This is a genomic window from Hymenobacter sp. YC55, assembly GCF_029433095.1.
Lineage (GTDB): Bacteria > Bacteroidota > Bacteroidia > Cytophagales > Hymenobacteraceae > Hymenobacter.
On the sequence record NZ_JARNTX010000001.1, the window covers coordinates 350,464 to 370,990 of the forward strand.

Genomic DNA, 20,527 nt, shown 5'->3' on the forward strand with positions numbered 1-20,527 from the left:
GGTGCCCAAGTAACTAAGGCTCCCAATGAAATGATGGCCTAAGCACGGCTCCACAAGCTTGACTTTCGGTGAAAACGTAGTTTTAAGCGGTGTGCGAGGCCACCTCGGTTTCCTCACTGAGCGCCCAGTGAATAGCTTCTCTTTTCTGTTCCAGCGGGAAATGGCGGACTTCCGCTGGGCTAACCAAAGTAGCCAAGGCAGCAGCAGCTTTCAGCAGATTGCTGTCGTCGCTGGTGATGGCTACCCGCTTAAAGTTACCCCAGTGCTTAACATCCAGCTTGATGTCTTCCCACAGGGCGGTTGCCGTGATGTAGCTGAAGCTGCGTACGTCGAGGTACATATTGATTTTGCCCCAGCGGGCTATCTTCTGCTCCAGCAACGGGATGATGGCATCGTAATGCTCTTTGGTGAGGGCGCCCGATATGGTGAGGGCGAACAGGTTTTGCTCGGGATAATCGGTGGTGTCGAACATGTCTGACAAAAGGCTAAAAGGTACTTTTGTTTACTACGGAAAAGGGAACGTAGCTCGTCCGCTTGCTTGAGGTGTATAAAGGCTTTTACGGCCGAGTTATATACAAAGTCACATGTTGATTCTGTATAAATTATGAAACAAGCACCTCAGACGCGGCTGAATAACGGAAAGCAGAGCTAATGGCCTGATAACCTTGCAGAATCAGTTTGATTTACTCAATAATTGGTTTGTGAAATAAGGACGTTAGTGTTAGGGCTAGCCAGAAGCAAGCCCTGGCAAAACGAGCCTATAGGACTGAAATCAACACCAATAGCGCACCAGCACTACTCGATGATTCAGTGAAAAGCTAAGTAGCCGCCAGCTTTATTTGGGAGGCTCCGGGACTTCCACTTGCAACTCGAAGTCCCGCTTAGGAGGCGCTTCGTTGTTAGTTGTATTCCGATATAAAAAACGTAGTGTGGTTTTGCCGGGCTTCAGGGCCTGAAATTGAAAGGCAATGTCCTCGGGAGTGCCAACTTTTGCTTTCTTGGGTTTCTTTCGGGGTTGTTCGGCAGGTGGCGCTACGGCTTGCACAATCCCGTCGGTCATGGGCATCAGTTCCCAGGCGTACTGCGACCCTACGGTCGTGTCCAGCTTAATGAGTAGTTGGTCGCCTTGGTTCACCTTCACGCTGCTGTGGTTGCCGTATTCGGTGATGTTCACATTCTTGGCTACGCCCGGCTGGTCGATGGTGATATAGGCGTGGAAATAGCCGTTAAGCGACGAATAGCTGGTGCCCGGTGCCGCTGAAAGCAGCGCCAAATCGAGGCCGCCCGTGCCGACGGCCTGAAAGTGCATTTCGTAAGTGGCTGGAGCACCCGGAACGCCGCTACTCAAACCAGGCAAAATATTAGTGGTAGTAATGGTTAGTTGGCCAGGATACGCCTGCGCCAAGCGCCAGCCAAAGCGGGGCGAGATGGTTGGTAAGCGCACCACTAGTTGGTCGCCAACATTGAGCTGAACTTGCTTGCCGTTGTCGTTGGCCGTGAGCGTAACGATGTCGGCCTGTGCTGAGGAAGCCAGTAAGAAAGCCGCCCACAGCAGTACTACTGCCTTCGGGAAGCCTCTCAAAGAATGCAGTAAATGGATTGTAGTAATTCGCAGCAGGTTCAGCATTCTCGCACAGCATTAGGTCTAACCACCAACAACACAGCCGGCCGCTAACTAAGCGCCGGCTGCATTAGAATAGGTACGAAAGTGTACGATCAAACAGCGAAAAGAGCTGTTGTTGAGTTTGCTGAAGCCAGTTATCCAGTCTTCTCTAGGTAATGCTGATTGATGCCCTGGGTTTCCTGTTGTTTAGCCTCACAATGAATGACTAAATCACTAAGAGGAGTATCAAACGGGGTTTAGGTTTCGTGGACAAAGAAGCGGACTACTTTGCCATCACGGAATTCCAGGGACAAAGCATCGCCATCAATAGGAATAAGTTTGGGCGTCATTCCCAAGTAATATTCCCAGTATTGATCTGTCTGTTGGTCTGGAGCGCCTAGCAAAGCAGCAACCTCTTTTTCTGAAAGACCTAGCAGGCGGTGAGAGTCTTGCAGATCCTTCATCATCTCATAACGCTTCATCTTCTCGGCCGCCCATCTATCAGAGTTGAAATCCCGGTGTGGATAGTATAGATAGATGGCAAGCATGAGGTATAGCCCGGCCACACACAAAATTGGCGTAGCGACAATTGCCGCTAGAATGGCGATTCTGTTGCTATGTGGTTGCGCAGGCCTGAACCGACGAATTATATACCGCGCGACAGCAAAGACGGGTATAGCCACCAAAAGGGCACAGAGCACAACAAGAGAGTAGAAACCAATTTCTTTCAGCATCATAACTCATTATGTTACATCAAACAAGTCTTTCTATCGCACCCGCACCACGCCGGCGCCGTTGTAGCTATGGTACTCGGCGTTATACATAGCATCGGCGCTAACGGGGCCGAGCTTGAACGTGCCTTTGCTGACGGCGCGGGCCAGGTAGTAGAACGACTTGGGCGTGGTATCGACGGTGGTGAAGAGGTTGATTCGGTCGTCGCGGACGTCAAGGTAGTCGGGTTGGGCGGCATTGGTGGCCCAGGTCAGGTCCCGTACGGCGCCGATGCGCGGGTTCTCGATTTCCAGACCAGCGGGCAGCAAGTCGGTGATGGCCACGTTCTTCACTTCCCCGGCACTTTGCGCCGACTGAATCGTGATTTTAACCACCACTAAGTCGTTCTGCTTGAACGACGTGGTGCCTACTGGCGCGCCGGTGCGGTCCAGGAACTGGCGGCGGACTTGCAGGTAGGCGTCCTCTTCGATTACCTGGCCGGTGGGACTGATGCCTTCCATTTCCCAGAAGTAATAGAGGCTGCCGCGCCCCTGCGTACGCAGGGCCAGCTTGTGGTTGGCCACGTTGTTTACCGTGAGGTCTTTGCCCGTGAAGTTGCCCATGGCCTTACTATCAGACAGCAGCGAGGCCGTGACGGTGCTAGCGGCATTCTTCTTAGCCAGTTTGCCGAGAGCCAGCAGCGAGAAGGCGCGTTCCTGTGTATTCAGCCACCTAGCCGATTTCACTTGGCGGCTGAGCTGGCGAGCCAGCACGTTTATCTGCGGGTTGGCGGGGTCGGCGGCGAGCAGGGCGTTGAGCACCAGGGCTTCGTCACGGATGGGGGAGGAGAATGAGCCGTCCAGCTCGCGGCCGGCCATGGTTTGGGTGCCGAAGCGGGTGGGCAAAGCTTCGCGGTAGCTGCGCTGGTTGCCGCCCACGGCAAAGGCGCAGGCCAGCACCCACCGCGAGTCTTCCGCCAGCAGCTTGCGGTTGGCTTTGTAGTAGTTGAGCGCCACTGGGTCAGGGCGGCCAGCGAGGGCTAGCACGTAGAGCGAGTAGGGAATTTCCTTTTTCGCCAGGGTAAGCTGCTGAATTACGCCGCCGGTCTGGATGATGTTGTAGGTATCGGTTTCGCGCTTTTTGGTGCGGGTTTCCAGGTAACGCAACACTCTATCGAGCACGCTCTTATTCACGGTGAAGCCGGCTTGTTGGGCTTCGAGCAGGAAGTGCGCGGCGTAAGCGGTGGCCCACCAGTTGTCGTAGTCGCCGCCGGGCCAGTAGCTAAGGCTGCCGTTGTACATCTGCTGCGACTCCACCTTGCGGATGGCTTCTTGCACGTGGTAATTGGGGTTGAACAGGCCCGCCTTGCCCGTTTTTCCAGTTTTCTGCCCCAAAGACGCCGCCAAATCACCGTAGTACAACTGCGGGAAGGCCGCCGACACGGTTTGCTCCAAACAGCCATACGGGTATTGCAGCAGGTAGCGCAAATCCTTGGCAAACTCGGTCATCGGCGAGCGGCTCACCACCAGCTGGCTCCGCATAGACGATGGCAGGAAGTCACTCGTCAGGTTCAGCTGCTGAGTCGCGCCGCCCGCCACCACGCCCGCCCCCGTGCGCTTCAGCAACGGCGAAGCGGGCCGGACGGGTAGCTCGATGGTTTCGGTGAAGGTGGCTCTATGGCCTTTACTGTTTTCACCATCATCTGGTCTAGGACCTTCAAACTGCTGTTTGACTGCAACAGTCATTTTGCTGTTGCCTACACCAGTAGCTACTACTCGGAAAGTGATTCTGTTCTCTTTAGACGGCAAAATCGAGAATAAGCCTTCGGGACTACCTGGCTTGGTAGTGTCAACAATTTTTAATGGTCCTTCAAGTTTTACATCGAAAGGACCGTAGATGCGGCGGTTCGTCGTATTCGTCAGCGTCACCGGCACGTCAATCGTGTCGCCGGGGCTGAGGAAGCGGGGGAGGGCCGTTGAAATAACTATCGGGTCGGCAACGCGCATGGTTTGTTCGGCGGAGCCGAAAGCGTCGTTCTTGTAGGCCACGGCCATGATGCGGACGGCGCCGCTGAACTGCGGCACGCGCAGCTTGTAGCGCACCAGGCCGCTGGCGTCGGCGGTGAGTACGCCGCTCCACTTAGCGAATAATTTCACCCGGCGCGAGGGTACGGGCGTGGTGCGGCGCGAGAGGTCGGAGGCATCACCCCCCGACGAGCTGGTACCGAGTTCGGGCAGCAGGAAGGGGTACACGTCGTAGGCACTTACCTCGAGGGCGCGCTTTTGGTAAAAGTAGCCGTAGGGGTCGGGCGTGCGGTAATCCTTCATTTGCAGGATGCCTTCGTCCACCACAGCCAGCGTTACGTTGGCGTTGGGCGCGGTGCGTACTTCCACCGTCTGCCACACTTGCGAGCGGCTCAGCTCGGGCGCTTTGATGGCCACAGCCAGCTTGGCTTCCGGCTTTTCCACCACCAGCGGCACGAAGCCGCGGGCCACCGTAAGGGGTAGGCGGTTGTCGGTGATGGGACGGATGGCGGTGGCCGTCACGTAGATGTTGGGCACGTGTCCGCCCTGAATCGGGATGCTTACTTGGGCCGATTTCTCGTCTGTATTCACGTAAAAATGGTCGAGCACCCGGTCCCGCTCCACGGTCACGAGGATGCGGCCGGGAAAGGGCGTTTTCAGCAGCAGGTTGGCCGTTTCGCCGGGCTGGTATTTCTCTTTGTCAGCCGCAATGGTCACCTCGCCCTCGTTGTTGACTTCGAAGGCGTTGCTTTGGGTGTCGCCGTAGCCGTAGGCGTACACCTGCTGCGCCACGTAGGTGTCGGCACCGGGCCGCGACACGCGCACTTCGTACTCGCCGGAGTAGCTGGCCGGGAAGCCTAGGCCGCTGGCACTGCCTTCCTTGCCCACCGATACGCGCTGGTCCATCACGGTTTCTTCGCGCCGCTGCGAGTTGTACACGTATCGGCCGCCCTGGCGCTCAATCACCGTTTCCCACAACAGGCGCACCACCTGCACGCGGGCCTCGGCGCTGGTGGGCTGCCCGGCCGGCGTGAGGGCCACCAGCTTAATCGGGATAACCTCGCGGGTTTCAAACATCTCGGGCAGGGTTTTCAGCCCGAACATCACCGCCTGCGTTTGCACCTCGAAGGTGGCGAGGCGGTTGACGGGCCTGCCGGTTTCGTCGAACACCGTGCAAAAGGCCGTGCCTTGCAGCGTGCCGAGGTCGGTGTAGTTGGGCACTTCGTAGGTAGCCGTGCCGCGGCCGGCGGCATCGGTGTTGCCTTCACGGGTGGTGTTCTCGAAGCGGCTCGCCAACGACGACGTACCCGACTGGTTGCCGTAGCGCGTGCGGCGCAACTCGCCAGTGCTTAAGCTGAACGTGTAATCCTCGAATTTCTTGGGGGCGAAAGCCTTTTCCTTCAGTGCAAACTCCACCTCAAACTTGCGGTCGGCGGCCGGCGGACCGAATAGGTTTTGGGCCATAATCTGCGCGGAAACGGTCTGGCCGGGCTTCACGACGGCGGGCGTGGCCTTCACCGTCACCTTCATGCGGTCCGGAATAAACTCTTCTACGCTCACCTGCCGCGAAGTCAGTAGCACGTCGTTGCCGGTTAGCACTTCCATGGTGTAGGTGCCAGTCATGATGCTCGGCGGCAGAATAAAGTCGGCCTCGAAGCTTCCGGCCGCCGTCAGCTCCTTGCGCAGGCTGGCGTATTCCTTGCCGGAGGGCAGCAGCAGCCGAATCTTGACGGGCAGCTTGGCCACCGGGTTTTTCCAGTCCTCGGTCCGGATGATGGTGTTGCTGCGGATAGTGTCGCCGGGGCGGTACAGGTCCCGGTCGCCGTAGAGGAAGGCCTGGTAGCGGGCGGCGTTGGATTGCAGCCCGCCCACCTCGAACCGCGACGTCTCGACGCCGCTCCGGCCCAAGTCCAGGAACGTGAAATCCGACTCGCGCAGTGCCACAATCATACTCAGCGTGAAGCGCGAATTGGCGGTGGTTGTGTCGAATTTGGCTACGCCTTCCCGGTTGGTGACGCTGGTGCTAATTACCTGGTTGTTGGAGCTCACGAAGCGCACTTCCACCCCCGAAAGCGGCTTGGCCGTGCGGATGGAATTGGCAAACACCAGCGTGCTGCCGTTTTTGCCTTGCTTCACAATCATGCCGATATCCGACACCGATACCAGCTTGCTGACTTGCAGCCACTGCCGCTCGGTGTCCTGCACCTTCACCACGTACAGGCCCTTCAACCCGCCCGAAAACTCCAGGTCTTTCAAATCCAGGTTCAGCAGCCGCAGCCCCTGCGCCTTCGGCAGCCCGGCCACGGTGTAGCTCCGCTCGGTCAGCACGTTGCCTAGTTGTTCGATGTCGTAGTAGCGAAAGGAGCGGTCTACGTACTCGCCGTCTTCGCCTTCGCTCTCTTCCTCACTGTCTTCGTCGTATTGCGGATAGCCGTACTGCTGCTCGCCGCGCAGCAGCTGCTGAATGTTGTTGGCGTAGACTTTGGCAATGGTCACCTGCACCTTCTCCACCTCGTTGATGCGAATGCCGAGGTTGCGCGTACCCAACGCATCGAGGTACATGGCCTTGTCCTGACTGGCGAAGCTGATGGTGGGCTGCTCGGTCGCGAAGCTGACCGTTTCGGTGACGCTGCTGGCGAGTTGGCCGCCAAGCGCACCGGGCAATCCTTGCGCTAAACTTACCTGATACGTTTTTCCGGCCTCAAAACCACCTTTCAGCACGAAGCCGCTTTCCAACTCTTCCACCGAAAACGCCACCGCCGGCGACACCGTGAGGCCGGTTTGCAAATTCACCTCGCTCACCGGCTGGCTGGTCTGAATAGTGATGATGGGGTCGGCATTTTGCAGGCTGCCCACAATAGAGCGCACTTCCAGCGCCTGTTGGTCGGGCACCGGCACGCTAGTGGCGTACTCGCTCGTGGAAGCCCGGTCGCTGCCCACGGCACGCAGGCCCTGCGCCAGCGCCACGGTGAGTGGGCTGCCGGTCCTAACTTCCTGTGTAAGACTTACGCTCACGCTCTGACCCGGCTCGGCGCTACGCACCTCGAAGGCCACCGGCTGCCCGTCCTGCGTCACGCGGAGCAGAGGCTTGACGTCGGAGGGGCGCACGCTGTAGTTGAAGGGTAGCTCTAGGCGCATTTCGGCGGTGCCGGCAGCCCGCGTCGAGCGGCCCCAAAAGGCCTGCGGTTCGTTTAGCGCCAGAAACGGCGTGTGAAACTTGCGGCGGTTTTCGGGTAGCGCCAGTTTCTGCTTGCCGCTTGGCAGCGTGGCCGGCTGTAGCTCCGCCTTAAACGTGGTGCTCGGCCGAAACGGCGTCAGGGGCGAAAACACCAGTTCTCGGTCGGAAGTCCACTTGAACTTGCCGCGCATGGCCGGCTGGAATTTCACGTACTGCACCGTATCCCACCGGTTCTGCTGCGCCTTGTCCATCACGGCTTCATCGAAGAGAAACACTAGGTTCTGCTGCGGGTCGATTTCCTCGCCGTCGGGGCTAGTGGCGGTATCAGTGCCAGGCTTCGAGCAAGCCCATAGCAAAGCCAGCAGCACCAGCAGCGGCAGGCGAGAAAGGGTACGGAACAACATGATAGGGAGGAGCTTGAAAAGACGCCGGAAGGTATAGAAAAACGTGCTTCCTGCTATATTTTATATAGGTTTAAAGGCAATAATTAATCTGTAGCGCCTACTACTTTACCATAAGAATGAACCGTTTGCTTGCCATTCAGAAGTTAGTCTATGATATGCGCTGCCAAATCAGGCTTAAGGTTTATAACGAAGACTATATAACTGACTGGAAAGGTGGGTTTGGCTTGCCCGTAGAAGACTATATTGAGGTTTCGGGACCGGAAAGAATTAGTGATGTAGAGTGGATAGAACTCGACCCTGTTGTGGTGACGCCGATAGGTAGGCTAGTACCACCTAAATTGGAGGTCATTACTGATGAGATTATAGAGGTATTAAGTAATGTCGGTATTGGATATGAAACAACGAATGGAATAATCAGAGTCTATGGTCAGCAGCTACAGTGAGTAGCAAAATGCTGGATTAAATATCCTTTTTCCCCAACTGGCGCGAGTTTAACGTAGCGTAACTCGTGACCAGCCTGTGATGTGGAGCTTGTAGCTCCACTGCCGCGTGAGCGGCAAGAAGGTCCCGCACCGTTCACACAGCCTGTTCTGGTGGGCGAGTTGAAAATTCGCGACATGATTTGTCACGAGTTACGCTACGCTAAACTCGCGCCAGTGACACGCTACACCCCCTCAAACACCTCCGTCCACTCAATACCAACTTCTGGCAGCATGTAGACTGTTACGGGGCCGGGCGTGTAGAACTCACCGCGCACCTGGTAGCGGCCTTCGTGCAGCACGTACACGGTAATGCTCTTTTCGCCGGGCGACACAATCCAGTATTCCGGCACTTCATTTTCCTCGTAGAGGTCGAACTTCTCTTTGGTGTCGCGGGCAAGGTTGCCGGGGCTCAGGATTTCGATAATCCAGTTGGGCGCGCCTACGCAGCCTTTCTCGTCCAGCTTGGCCGGGTCGCACACCACGCAGATATCGGGCTGCACAACCGTTGTAATCTGCGCGTCGCCGTTGGCCGACGTGGTAGTCAGGCGCACATCAAACGGCGCGTGAAAAACCTCACAGCTTCGGTCGGTCAAGTTCGCGTAGATCGTGCCCATCAGACGACTGGAAATCCGCTGGTGTACCACGCGTGGGGCTGGGCTCATCGGGCGGATTTTGCCCTTGATAAGTTCTACCCATTCTGTTAGCTGCCACGTTAGGTAGTCGGCGTAGGTATAGCTTTTGGTAAGGTCGAGCTGGGAGAGGCTGGTGATAGGTGGCATAAAGGCAGGCGTTGGCGTACACAGGTAAAGATACGCGAAGCACTTACTTTCGACGCCCCTTCAGCTTATGCCTTCCACCATCATCCTCACTGTGCCCGGCTTGGGCAACTCTAGCCCCAACCACTGGCAAACCCATTGGGAGCAACACTATGGCTGTCAACGGGTAGAGCAACACAACTGGGACCAGCCCGTCCAAGCCGATTGGGTGCAGACGCTTGATGCGGCGGTAGCAACTGCTGGCCCCCATGTGGTGCTGGCGGCGCACAGTCTGGCTTGTGCTACCATTGCGCACTGGGCGGCTACCACACAACACCGCATAGCCGGTGCCCTACTAGTAGCTCCCGCCGATGTAGACCGGCCCGACTTTCCGCCAGAAGTCACGGGGTTTCGGCCTATGCCCCTGGCGCCGCTGCCGTTTCCAAGTATTGTGGTGGCCAGCACCAACGACGAGTATGTAACGCTGGCACGGGCGCAGCAATTTGCCGAGGCATGGGGCAGCTGGCTAGTGAACGTGGGGGCGCTAGGTCACATCAATTCTGAAACTAACCTAGGTCTATGGCCGGAAGGACACGCGCTGCTGATGGATTTGGTGGCACGTGCATCTTCGCAGAGGTAAGAACATTTTTGCCATTGTAAATTTTGCGCCTTCGACGATACTACCGCATGCTGAGCGCAGCCGAAGCATCTCGCGTGCTGACGTTGTGATGGTGTATGATTTTACCACACTAGCGAGATGCTTCGGCTTCGTTGCACTGCGCTCAGCATGACGGTCGTGGTTTGTAAAGGTGGCTTTTAGCTAGGACGCACCTGCCCATTGCCGCGCACCAGCCACTTGTAGCTGGTGAGTTCCTCTAGGCCCATGGGGCCGCGGGCGTGGAGCTTTTGGGTGCTGATACCGATTTCGGCGCCGAGGCCAAACTGGCCGCCGTCGGTGAAGGCGGTGGAGGCGTTGGCGTACACGGCGGCGGCGTCCACGCTGTTGAGGAACTGCTCGATGTGCGCGGCGTCCTCGGAAACTATGGCCTCGCTGTGCTTGGAGCTGTGGGCAGCAATATGGGTAAGGGCTTCGTCGAGGCTGGCTACTGTTTTGATGGCCATTCGCAGCGATAGAAACTCGGTGCCGAAGTGCTCGGGTGCGGCTGGTTGCAGGAGCTGGCTGGGGTACAGGCCGCGCAGGGCGGCGTAGGCGGGTTCGTCGGCGTAGAGGGTCACGTTGGCTTGGGCCAGGGGAGCGGCCAGCGCGGGCAAGTCAATCAGGCGGGCTTCGTGCAGCAGCAGGCAATCGAGGGAGTTGCAGACGCTCACGCGGCGGGTTTTGGCGTTGGCGATGATGGCGCGGCCTTTGGCGAGGTCGGCGGTTTCATCGAAGTAGGTGTGCACGATGCCCGCGCCGGTTTCGATGACGGGGACCTTAGCGTTTTGGCGCACGTACTCAATCAGGCCTTGGCTGCCGCGCGGAATAAGCACGTCCACGTAGCCGACGGCCTTAAGCAGGGCTTCCGTGGCCTGGCGGTCGGGGGGGAGCAGGGTGGCACAGTAGGGGAGCAGGTCGTGGCGGCACAACACCTCGTGAATGACGGAAATAATGGCTTCATTGGAGAAACTGGCGTCGCTGCCGCCTTTCAGCAAGCACGCATTGCCGGTCTTCAAGCATAGCGCTACCACATCGAAGGTCACGTTGGGGCGAGCTTCGTAAATGACGCCGACTACGCCAAGTGGCACCCGGACTTTGGAAATGTGCAGGCCGTTGGGCAGCTCCTGTTCCAGCAACACCTTGCCTAGCGGAGAAGGCAGAGCCGCCACGCTTTCTATGTCTTGCGCAATACTTTCGAGGCGCGCGGCGGTGAGTTGCAGCCGGTCGTAGTTGGGGTTTTCGGGGGCCATACGGGCCAAGTCTTTCTCGTTTTCACGGAGCAGAAACGGCGTCTGCGCCACGGCGGTGGCCGCCAGGTCGAGCAGGAGCGCGTTTACCTTCTCAGGGGGCAACAGGGCGAGGCTCCGGCTGGCAGTTTGCGTGGCTTGAAAACTGACTTGTAAATCCATAGCGGAAAGGTCGGGAGAAGATGCGGCTGCTTGGCTGATAGCCTACAGGATAGATAGTGCTTTACAGTCTAATCAAAGGGTCATGCTGAGCGAAGCCGGAGGCGTAGTCGAAGCATCTCGCTAGTGTAGTAAACTCAGTTACTATCACAACGTCAGCACGCGAGATGCTTCGGCTGCGCTCAGCATGACGGTGTGTGGAGCGACTAGCCATATACTCTAGCTGATTTCTGCGCTCAGGAACAGATAATCGTAGTGTACCAGCGGTTTCTGGTTTTGTTGGCCGAGGCGTTCGAGTGCCTTATCGGAGCCGTATTCGGCTATACCGATGCCGATGGGTTTGCCTACTTCGTCGAGCAGCCGGATAATGTCGCCTTTCGTAAACGTGCCGACGATGCCGAGCACGCCTACCGGCAGGAGGCTAGTGGCCTTGCCGGGGGTGGTGAGGGCCGCTTTCGCACCGGCGTTTATTTGCACAGCCCCTTTGGCAGCGGTTTCGGCGTGGGCCAGCCACTTCTTCTTGCGCGACGCCGTTTTGTTGGGAATGAATTTGGTGTTTACCACTTCCTCGCTCAGGATGCGGGGCAGGATATTGATGGTTTTGCCGTTGGCAATGTGCACCGCAATGCCCAACTGCGCCACTTTGTGGGCCATGTGGCACTTGGTAATCATGCCGCCGCGCCCAAACTGAGAGCGTTGGGTGGTCACGAAACCGGAAAAGCTGGTGGTAGTGGGCTCGATTGCTGGAATCAGCTGCGCACCGGGGGCTTTCGGGTCGCCGTCGAAGATGCCGTCTACATTGCTTAGGATCAGCAAGGCGTCGGCGTCCAGCATGGACGCGACGAGGCCAGCCAGTTCGTCGTTGTCGGTGAACATCAGTTCCGTGACGGAAATAACGTCGTTCTCGTTGACGACCGGGATAATGTTGTTCTGCAGCAGCGCCCGGAAGCAGTTTTGCATGTGCAGGTAGTGCTGCCGGTCGCGGAAGTCCTCTTTGGTTACCAGCACCTGCGCGCACACCAACTCATGGGCCCGAAACAGCTCGGCGTACGTGGCCAGCAGCTTCACCTGGCCCACAGCGGCCAACAGTTGGCGGCTGCTCACGGCATCGGCCTTTTCGGAAACGGAAACCAAGCTACGCCCCGCCGCCACCGCTCCCGACGACACAACAATCACTTCCTTGCCAACTTTTTTCAGGTCAGCAATCTGGTCAACTAAGTGTTGAATGCGGCTGCTGTCGGGCAGGCCGTCTTCGCGCGTAAGGACGTTGGAGCCGATTTTAACGACAATTCTCTGGTACGAAAGTGCCATGCTGCATAGGGTTTCTGCGCTGTTAAGGTAGGCAGAGATTTGCATGGCCACGTTGGTCTTTTCCTCGTTTACGGCTTATGCTCCATCTCCAAAGCGCTGTGTGCGGACTGCTCCTGACCTTATTGGGTGCAGTTGCCTGTGAGCAACGCGGTTCGCAGCGGAGCGCCTCTTCCTCCCGACCTACACCTCTCCAACCCGACCAAACCATGGGTGCCGATCAAAACCGACTGTATGCCGATGTTAAGTTCCTGACGTCGCTGCAACCTGCCCGCCACTACCGCAACCTTCGGTCCTTGAATGCGGCCGCTGACCATATCAAGGCCGCTTTTGAGAATCTGGAAGACGGCCACGTCGAGGAGCAAACCTTTAAGGCCGATGGCCGGCAGTACCGCAACATCATCTTGTGGTTTGGACCGGCTGATGCGCCGCGCTTGGTAGTTGGCGCGCACTACGACGTGTGCGGCGACCAACCCGGCGCCGACGACAACGCCAGTGCCGTGGCTGGCCTGCTGGAAACGGCCCGGCTGCTACAAAACCTTGGCTCTAACTCGAAATACCGCGTAGAGCTAGTGGCCTATCCCAATGAGGAGCCGCCCTATTTCGCCACCGAGTACATGGGCAGCGCCGTGCATGCCAAGTCCTTGCATGATGCCAACGTGCCCGTGCGGGCCATGCTTTGCTACGAGATGATCGGCTACTTCCGCGACGAGCCCGGCTCGCAGCGTTTCCCCAACGAGCAAATAGCTGCGCTGTATCCTAATACCGGCAATTTCATTACGGTAGTGGGGCGCATGGGTCAGGAAGGCTTCACCAAGCAGGTGCAGGACCTGATGAAAACCAAGGCCGACATCGACGTGCAGCGCATCAATCTGCCCGCCGAAATGGGATTGGCTGGTCTTTCCGATCATCGGAACTACTGGAAGTATGGCTACGAGGCCCTCATGATCAACGACACCTCCTTTCTGCGCAACCCCAACTACCACCTCCCCTCCGACACCATCGACACGCTGGATTTCAGGCGGATGGCAGAAGTGGTAAACGGCGTATACGCGGCCATTATGGGGTTGTGATGCGTGAAGAAAACCAACTGCTACGAAGTTAAAAAACTAGGTCCCCGCCTCAGATGAGGCGGGGACCTAGTTTATACTTAACTATTATCTGAGCTACCTACTCCAGCTCTTCTTCTGGATGGGTGGCGGCTGGCGCAAACCGGCCTTTGAAGCGGGCGTACAGGGCATTCGTAGCGAGTAGCAGCAGACCCATCAAGATGAAGACGATAGCGCGCGTGATGGTGTTGCTCTGGCTTAAATCGTAGGATATGAGCCGGATAAAGCACACAACCATGCCAGCCAGCGAGGCATAGCGCAAGTCTTGCCGGCGCAGCATCAGGCTACTGATGAAAGCGGCCATCACTTCTACCATCAGCAGAACCGTCAGCACCGATCGGTCGAAGGACTGAACCAACAGCAGCATAAGCGCCAGGAACGCTGGATACAGCAGCAGGGGCACCTTGACCGGCAGTGGTAGTTGCCCGAGCTTGGCCAGAGGCGCCAACCACGGCGGCCAATACGCGTCCTCGGTGGCAAGTGGTGGCTGATTGAACGCCACGGCGGCATACGCGAACAGCAAAACGACGGTGCCAGCCGCGGCCAGCCAGGGAGCTGTCAGGAGCTGGCCGGGCGCTATGGCGGTGAGGGCTACGTAGCTACTCCAGAGCACGGAGGCTGCGAAGAAGAACGCCCCGTACACCTGCACTCGGCGCAGGCGGTGGAGTAGGTGACGGGCACCTAATGTCAGCGCAAAAGCCAGCAAGATCCACAGCAGAGCTTCCCATTCCAGCTGCACTTCGCGCCACAGCGTAAAGGTGAAAAAGAGCAGCGTCAGCTCAGGAAGCAAGGGCTGCACATATTGGGTGGAACGATACACCGGACCGGTAATTGACGAGCGCTGCCACGCAAGACCCGCCAGCACCAGCAGCAGCGCGGCCGCCGTAAAGCGACGAGCCGGGAAGCCTAGCAGCAGGTCGGTAGAGAAAGCCGCCAGCAAGTCGAGGTGGCCAAACAGTGCCAACGTGAGCAAACCATAGGTGAGGTGCAGTAGGAACCGGTCGGGGTGACCGTGCCGCGTCAGGGCTTCAGTTGTGGTCAGTCGTTGGCGTAGTAGGTGCGCGGCCACTGCCGCTACGGCTGCCAGTAGCACCCACAGAAGTACGGGCACGGCTTCGGTGCGCGGCGCGAAGGCCACCCAAACAGCCAGCGCGGCGTGCAATCCGAGCAGGTACAGCCACGGCCAGCGTACGTGCTGCTGCCTGCCTTCCCACCACGAGCAGAGCAACCCTGCCCCCGACAAAGCCAGTAGCGGCAGCAGATACCCTAGCACCGACAGTGGCTGGTAAGCTTGCTGAACCGGGAGTACCTGGCTCCATTGCAAGCCATGGTAGCCGACGGCCTGCAACAGCAAACCAACCCACAAGCCCGGTATGGTAACATAGCGCCGGAGTGCCAGCAGTGCCCCGCCGAAGCCAGCTACAACCCAACCCGCCCAAGTATGCTCGTACACCAAGCCGCCCGCTGCCAGCAGCAGCCAACCCGCCAACGTGCCGAGTAGGCGTAGCCTGTACAGCGGATTATAAGAAAGAGGTACTGCATCGAATACGGGCGCGCCGCGGCGGAGCAATAGCGCCTGCGTACCAACGGTAGTCAGCGCCGCGGCCGCCAGTAGCAAGGCGCGCAGTGTATCGGGGAGCAGGCCGGGACTGGTGCGGTACACGAGCGGAGCCAGCGCCACGGCCAGCACCAGCGAAGCGTAAACCAGAACGCGGTACAACGGCCACTCCTGATACCAGGCCAGCAGCAACGTTAGCACTAGGGTTTCGACGTAAAGCAGCGTGAGCGTAGCAGGCCAGGAAAGACCGGCTTCGTGCAAGCCCAACACAGCTACGACCAGCAGCAACTGGCCTAGCAGCAGGTGCAGCGGCCGGAACCAGCCAGGACTGCCCCGCATCCACCAGGCCAGCCCAAACAGCCCGCCCGCGGTAGCAGCCAAGCCACCCACCAACGCAGCCACAGGTGCGTTGCTGATGCCAAACAGCGCTTGCGTGAGCAGTAGGCCGCCTCCGAAGTAAAACAAGCCAGTTAGTACCCGTAGCCCGGTGTGCAGGCTTCGGTCGTTGGGTTCAAACAGCAGTGCGGCAAGCTGCGGCAAGCGCCCCGTCAGGTGCAGAGCCACGGAACTGCTGAAAGCGGCCAGCAGCAGGAGCAACGCGTTGCGGTGCAGTTCGGGGCCCGACAACTGCAGAACTAGCGTAGTAGAGGCCAGTAACAGCCAGCCACCACTCAGCACCGTGGCAACCAGCAGCACGCGGTAAGCCGGTGGTTCGTTGGCTTTGCCCAATACGCCCGCCATCAGCAAGCTTTCTAGGTACAGCACCACTGCTACTGCCGGCCACACCAGCCCGGCTTTGTGTAGCCCTAGGATAGCTACCACCAACAGCACCTGCCCACATAGCAAATGCATGGTGCGGAACCAGCCTTTGGTTGAGCGTAGCCACCACGCCACCCCGAATAGCGTGCCCGCGGCCGCAGCTGCGCCACTCAATAGCCCCATTACCGGCGGATTCGGGACGCCGAAAAGAGCTTGTACCAGTAAAGCCGCACCACCCAAATACAACGCGCCTACCATCGCGCCGAAGCCACGGTACAGCTCTTGCCCGCTTGGCTCTTCTGCATCGTTGAGCAAGGTTTGGCGCTGCACGAGCTGGAAATAGCCGGCGCCTAGCAAACCAGCCAGTACCAGCAGGCCGGCGTTGCGGTGCAGCTCAGCGGGGGTGTAAAAAGTGATTTGCGCGATGTTCAGCACCAACAGCCCCAAACTCGCCAACAAAGCACCGGCCGAGGCTACTTGAAACACCACCACTTCCCGCTCCCGGACCATGATGAAGGCAACGAGCAAGGTCTCGAGCAGCATAAAGAGCAGCACGAGCGTGCCCGTAGCGTGCCAGCCTTGCAACGAGAAGGCCGTGAACAAGGCCAGAAGCAGCGAGATAATGCTGTCGGTGCGGAACAGCCACCGAATACCGAGCTGCCGGGCCTGCCGGGCTACCCAGAACGTGAGCAGCGCGCCCAGCCCCAGTGGCACCGTTTTCCAGGGTGAGCCGGTGCTGTATTGATAGAGGTTGATACCCAAGCAAGTCCAGTTCAGTAGGTGGGCCGCAAACAGCAAAGCATCGAAACGCACACTGGCGTACACCTTCCGGTATTGCACCACCGCGGCGGCTACTCCTACCAGCAATACCAAGCCCATGGCGCCTAAGCGCATGGAGCCGGAGGCTGGAGCATCTGCAGCCAGCAAGTAGTGCCAGTATTGATGAAACGCGAAAAAGCTGAGAATGCTAAGCAGCAGCTGGTACCGCCAGCGCTGGCGGTACGTAATGGCGATGCTGAACGCCGTGACGCCCGCGGCGGAAGCTAGCGTGAGCAGCGTGTGCGGCAGCACCGCCAACGCCACCAAACTCAGCACCCCGTGCAGCGTTGCCACCGATTCCCGGCTGGCGTCCCAGGCCAACCACAGATTGGCGGCCACGCCCACCAGTAGCAAGAGGTAGCTGAACGGCGGGTCAACCCATTGCAGGCCCGGTACGCTCACAGCACCCACGCAGGCAAACAGAAACACCGCTGCCGCACTGCTTTGCAGCCACACGTGCAGCTGTGCCGCAAAGGGCTTTGCCCGCAGGTAATAATGCATGGCCAGCAGCACCGCCGCAAAAGCGGTAATCATGCCGAAGCGCACCGGCGCACTAACGCGCAATGCCGTGTACACGCCCAGGAAGCCAATGCCCGTCACGAGGACCACGGCACCTAGTATGCCGGTCCAGTTGTCGAGAAGCAGTTGTTCGGCCCGGTCCCACCAGGTTGGGCCAGCTGGTACAGCTGCCGCAGGAACCGGGATGGACCGGGGAGCAGGACGCAGTGCGGGCGCAGGCAGTGGCCGCGGGGCGGGAGTTGGGGCTGGTGTAGCCGTCGGGGGAACGGGAGTGGGAGGTGCCGGAACCGGCTTTTCAACCGGCCGGGGTGTGAGTGGGGGAGTAGCTGTGGTAGCCACATCAGCGGCGGCTGGCGCAACGGGTGGCGCTGGTACAGCGGGTGCTGCTTGTGGTGCGGCTGGAGCCACATCAGCAGACTCTGATTTGGCCGGAGCCTGAACAGGCGGTGCCGGTGCAGCCGTTGGTGGGGGAGGAGTGGTGGCCGCGGCAGGAGTTGCCGACTTATACCACTCCAGTGCCGGAGGGGGTGGCGCCACGATTGGCGCCGGTACCGGTGGTGCCGGGGCGGGCTTTAGGGGTGGTTGGGAATGAAGCTTTTGCAGCTCTTGACGCAAACGCTCAACGGTCACCGATAAAGCGAGGTGCTCGTCTTCGCGCTTTTGCAGTCGTTGGGTCAACTCCCGCACACGCTTTGATACGTCCTGGTACAGCAGGACGCCCACAACGGCGACCAGCATCAGCAGGCCAGTTTCCATACAGGTAATGGTTAAGGATAAAACACGAACTGGCTGCCGTCAAGCAGCCGATAATAGCGCGGGCCCGGCGCGGCCGGTTACCTATAGAAGCCACCGCCAGTAGCCCGCAATAGCATAGGGACCGGAACATACAAAATACTCTTTGTATAATGATTGAAGAAATGACAAAATTTTATACATATTTTTCTGATAAGCCCTTTCAACGGTCCTGAGGGCATAGTGCATGAGTCGGGTTGCGTACCTTGCTGTGCTTCCTGGTCCTTCGTTTTCTCTATGCTTTCCCACCCGCACGAAATCTTCTTGGAAGTAGCCCGACAGCTCAGCTTCACCAAAGCCGGGCAGACCTTGTTTCTGAGCCAGTCGGCAGTGAGCAAGCAAGTGAAGGCACTGGAAGAGTATTACAAGACCGGCCTGTTCGAGCGGCTCGGCAATAGCGTAGTGCTCACGCCGGCTGGCGAATTGCTGTATAGCAAGCTGCTGCTGGCCAAACAGCTCCAGCACGAGTTGCACCAAGAGTTTACAGCCCTCAACAACGACTTCTCGCCGCAGGTGCGCATGGTGATTGGGGCCAGCACCACCATTTCGCTCTACGTTATTCCGCCGGTGCTTTCCGCCTACCTCGGCAAGTACCCCAACACGCAACTCACCCTCAAAAACCGCAACAGCGAAAACATCCTCAAGGCGCTGCTCGAACACGAAATCGACCTTGGCATCATCGAGGGCATCCACAAAGTCAGCAACGTTACCTACACGCCCTTGCTCACCGACGAGGTAGTGGCGGTGTGCTCCACCCGCAACCCCATCTACAAGCAAGAACTTACGGCCCGCGAACTGCTAACCGTGCCCGTTGCGTTGCGCGAAACGGGTTCTGGTACGCTGGCGGTGCTGGAAGAGGCGTTGGCGGCGCACCAGATTAAGCTCACCGATTTGCCCGTGAAAGTGCGGCTCGGGGGTACCGAAGCCCTCAAGAACTTCGTGCGAGTTGATACCTGTCTGGCGTTTCTGCCACGGCAGGCGGTGCTGAAAGAGTTGGAGTCGGGGGAGTTGCAGGTGGTGCGCATCCGCGACCTGAACCTAGTGCGGCATTTCGATTTTGTGCAGCGCAAGGGCACCGAAAACAATGTGCCCTACAAAAGCTTCGTGCAGTTCACGCGGCGCTACTATTCCAAAAAGGAATAGCCTATTCCAAATAGCCGTTTGTAAAAGGAATAGCAACAGAGGAGGTTTGCGTAGAAATCAGCGCTATGAAAACTCTCCTCGATACCCCTACGCGCCTGCACGAACTGCATTGCGCCGCCTGCCACACTGCCTATTCAGCTTTCACGATGCAGCGCGTTTCGGAGTGCTGCGGGCAACCCCTGCTGGCTTCCTACCACTTAGCTGAACCCTTGCTGCGCACTGCGGGCATAGACGTCGCCGAAAACTCGATGTGGCGCTACCGCTCCCTGCTACCCCTTTTCGACGATGCGCACAAAGTAAGCCTCGGTGAAGGCTGGACCCCACTCCTAGAACTGCAACGCCTCGGTGCCCGCTATGGCCTGCACGATTTGCGCCTCAAAGACGAAGGGCAAAACCCCACGGGTTCCTTCAAAGCCCGCGGCCTGAGCATGGCTGTTTCCAAAGCCAAGGAGCTAGGTGCCACCGGCTGCATCATCCCAACGGCCGGCAATGCCGGGGTGGCCATGGCGGCTTACTGTGCCCGCGCTGGCCTACGGGCCGTGGTGGTGATGCCCCGCCACACCCCCAAGGCCTTCAAAGAGGAATGCTACTGGTATGGTGCCGAAGTGCACCTCGTCGATGGCCTCATCAACGACTGCGCTGCCCGCGTCCGGGAACTGAACGCCAACGGGGAGTTGCTCGATGTATCGACGCTGAAAGAGCCCTATCGGCTCGAAGGCAAGAAAACCATGGGCTACGAGTTAGCCGAGCAACTCGACTGGCAACTGCCCGACGTACTGCTCTACCCCGCTGGCGGCGGCACCGGCCTCATTGGCATCTGGAAGGCCTTTCGCGAAATGCAAACCCTCGGCTGGCTGCCCGCCGATGCTAAACTACCGCGCATGGTAGCTGTGCAAGCCGCCAACTGCTGCCCCCTGGTGGAAACTCGCGCCGGTCATCAGCCTAACTGCCACGAGTACGTCGGCCAGCCCACCATTGCCAACGGCCTGGCCGTGCCCCGCCCCCTCGGCGAGCAACTGATGCTGCAAGTGCTAGACGAATCCAACGGCATTGCTATCAGCATCACCGACGAGCAGATGTTGGAAGGCATGCGCGAGCTAGCGCAACTAGAGGGCTTATTTGTAGCCCCCGAGGGTGGAGCAGTTTGGATGGCAGCCCGCCATCTACTTGAAACAGGCTGGTTGAAACCCGAAGAGCAGATACTACTATTAAATACCGGCTCCGGCCAGAAGTACATGGACAACGTGGAAGGCCGTTATAAACAATAATACACGGCAGCTTCCTCAAGTAAGATAGCCA

General features: G+C 58.5%; 13 protein-coding genes. 5 read left to right on the top strand and 8 right to left on the bottom strand.

Annotation, left to right across the window (positions count from 1 at the left end):
* Positions 1-82: 82 nt before the first annotated feature.
* The 4 genes from P1X16_RS01570 to P1X16_RS01585 all read right to left on the bottom strand — a co-directional run bounded on the left by P1X16_RS01570 (position 83) and on the right by P1X16_RS01585 (position 7,920).
* Positions 83-472, bottom strand: coding sequence for an STAS/SEC14 domain-containing protein (locus P1X16_RS01570; protein ID WP_277225759.1), 390 nt, complete (start codon positions 470-472; stop codon positions 83-85).
* A 363-nt stretch (positions 473-835) separates the two neighbouring features.
* Positions 836-1,582, bottom strand: a complete 747-nt coding sequence (locus P1X16_RS01575; protein ID WP_277225761.1) for a protease inhibitor I42 family protein — start codon at positions 1,580-1,582, stop codon at positions 836-838.
* Positions 1,583-1,860: 278 nt separating this feature from the next.
* The gene (locus tag P1X16_RS01580) at positions 1,861-2,340 is read right to left on the bottom strand and encodes a hypothetical protein (RefSeq protein WP_277225762.1); all 480 of its coding nucleotides are present in this window, start codon (positions 2,338-2,340) and stop codon (positions 1,861-1,863) included.
* A 30-nt stretch (positions 2,341-2,370) separates the two neighbouring features.
* The gene (locus P1X16_RS01585) at positions 2,371-7,920 is read right to left on the bottom strand and encodes an MG2 domain-containing protein (RefSeq protein ID WP_277225764.1); all 5,550 of its coding nucleotides are present in this window, start codon (positions 7,918-7,920) and stop codon (positions 2,371-2,373) included.
* A gap of 116 nt (positions 7,921-8,036) precedes the next feature.
* On the opposite strand from P1X16_RS01585, the gene P1X16_RS01590 reads away from it, so the two are divergent.
* On the top strand, positions 8,037-8,363 hold the full coding sequence (locus P1X16_RS01590; RefSeq protein ID WP_277225766.1) for a DUF6678 family protein: 327 nt from the start codon (positions 8,037-8,039) through the stop codon (positions 8,361-8,363).
* Between the two features lie 221 nt (positions 8,364-8,584).
* On the opposite strand, the gene P1X16_RS01595 is transcribed toward P1X16_RS01590, so the two are convergent.
* The gene (locus P1X16_RS01595) at positions 8,585-9,181 is read right to left on the bottom strand and encodes a Uma2 family endonuclease (RefSeq protein ID WP_277225768.1); all 597 of its coding nucleotides are present in this window, start codon (positions 9,179-9,181) and stop codon (positions 8,585-8,587) included.
* A gap of 67 nt (positions 9,182-9,248) precedes the next feature.
* On the opposite strand from P1X16_RS01595, the gene P1X16_RS01600 reads away from it, so the two are divergent.
* Positions 9,249-9,797, top strand: a complete 549-nt coding sequence (locus P1X16_RS01600; RefSeq protein WP_277225769.1) for an alpha/beta hydrolase — start codon at positions 9,249-9,251, stop codon at positions 9,795-9,797.
* A 176-nt stretch (positions 9,798-9,973) separates the two neighbouring features.
* On the opposite strand, the gene P1X16_RS01605 is transcribed toward P1X16_RS01600, so the two are convergent.
* Complete coding sequence (locus tag P1X16_RS01605) at positions 9,974-11,263, bottom strand: glutamate-5-semialdehyde dehydrogenase (RefSeq protein ID WP_277229424.1); 1,290 nt, start codon at positions 11,261-11,263, stop codon at positions 9,974-9,976.
* Between the two features lie 177 nt (positions 11,264-11,440).
* Positions 11,441-12,532: a glutamate 5-kinase gene (gene proB / locus P1X16_RS01610; protein WP_277225771.1), complete on the bottom strand. Its 1,092-nt coding sequence runs from the start codon at positions 12,530-12,532 to the stop codon at positions 11,441-11,443.
* Between the two features lie 77 nt (positions 12,533-12,609).
* Here proB and P1X16_RS01615 point away from each other — a divergent pair, with 77 nt between their 5' ends.
* Entirely contained in the window at positions 12,610-13,602 is a 993-nt protein-coding gene (locus tag P1X16_RS01615) for a M28 family peptidase (protein WP_277225773.1), read from the top strand.
* Between the two features lie 97 nt (positions 13,603-13,699).
* Here P1X16_RS01615 and P1X16_RS01620 read toward each other — a convergent pair whose 3' ends face one another.
* Entirely contained in the window at positions 13,700-18,049 is a 4,350-nt protein-coding gene (locus P1X16_RS01620; RefSeq protein ID WP_277225775.1) for a hypothetical protein, read from the bottom strand.
* Positions 18,050-18,322: 273 nt separating this feature from the next.
* Here P1X16_RS01620 and P1X16_RS01625 point away from each other — a divergent pair, with 273 nt between their 5' ends.
* Together P1X16_RS01625 and P1X16_RS01630 are read left to right on the top strand one after the other, a co-directional pair.
* Entirely contained in the window at positions 18,323-19,228 is a 906-nt protein-coding gene (locus tag P1X16_RS01625) for a LysR family transcriptional regulator (protein ID WP_277225776.1), read from the top strand.
* A 65-nt stretch (positions 19,229-19,293) separates the two neighbouring features.
* On the top strand, positions 19,294-20,496 hold the full coding sequence (locus P1X16_RS01630; RefSeq protein WP_277225777.1) for a threonine synthase: 1,203 nt from the start codon (positions 19,294-19,296) through the stop codon (positions 20,494-20,496).
* Positions 20,497-20,527: the final 31 nt, after the last annotated feature.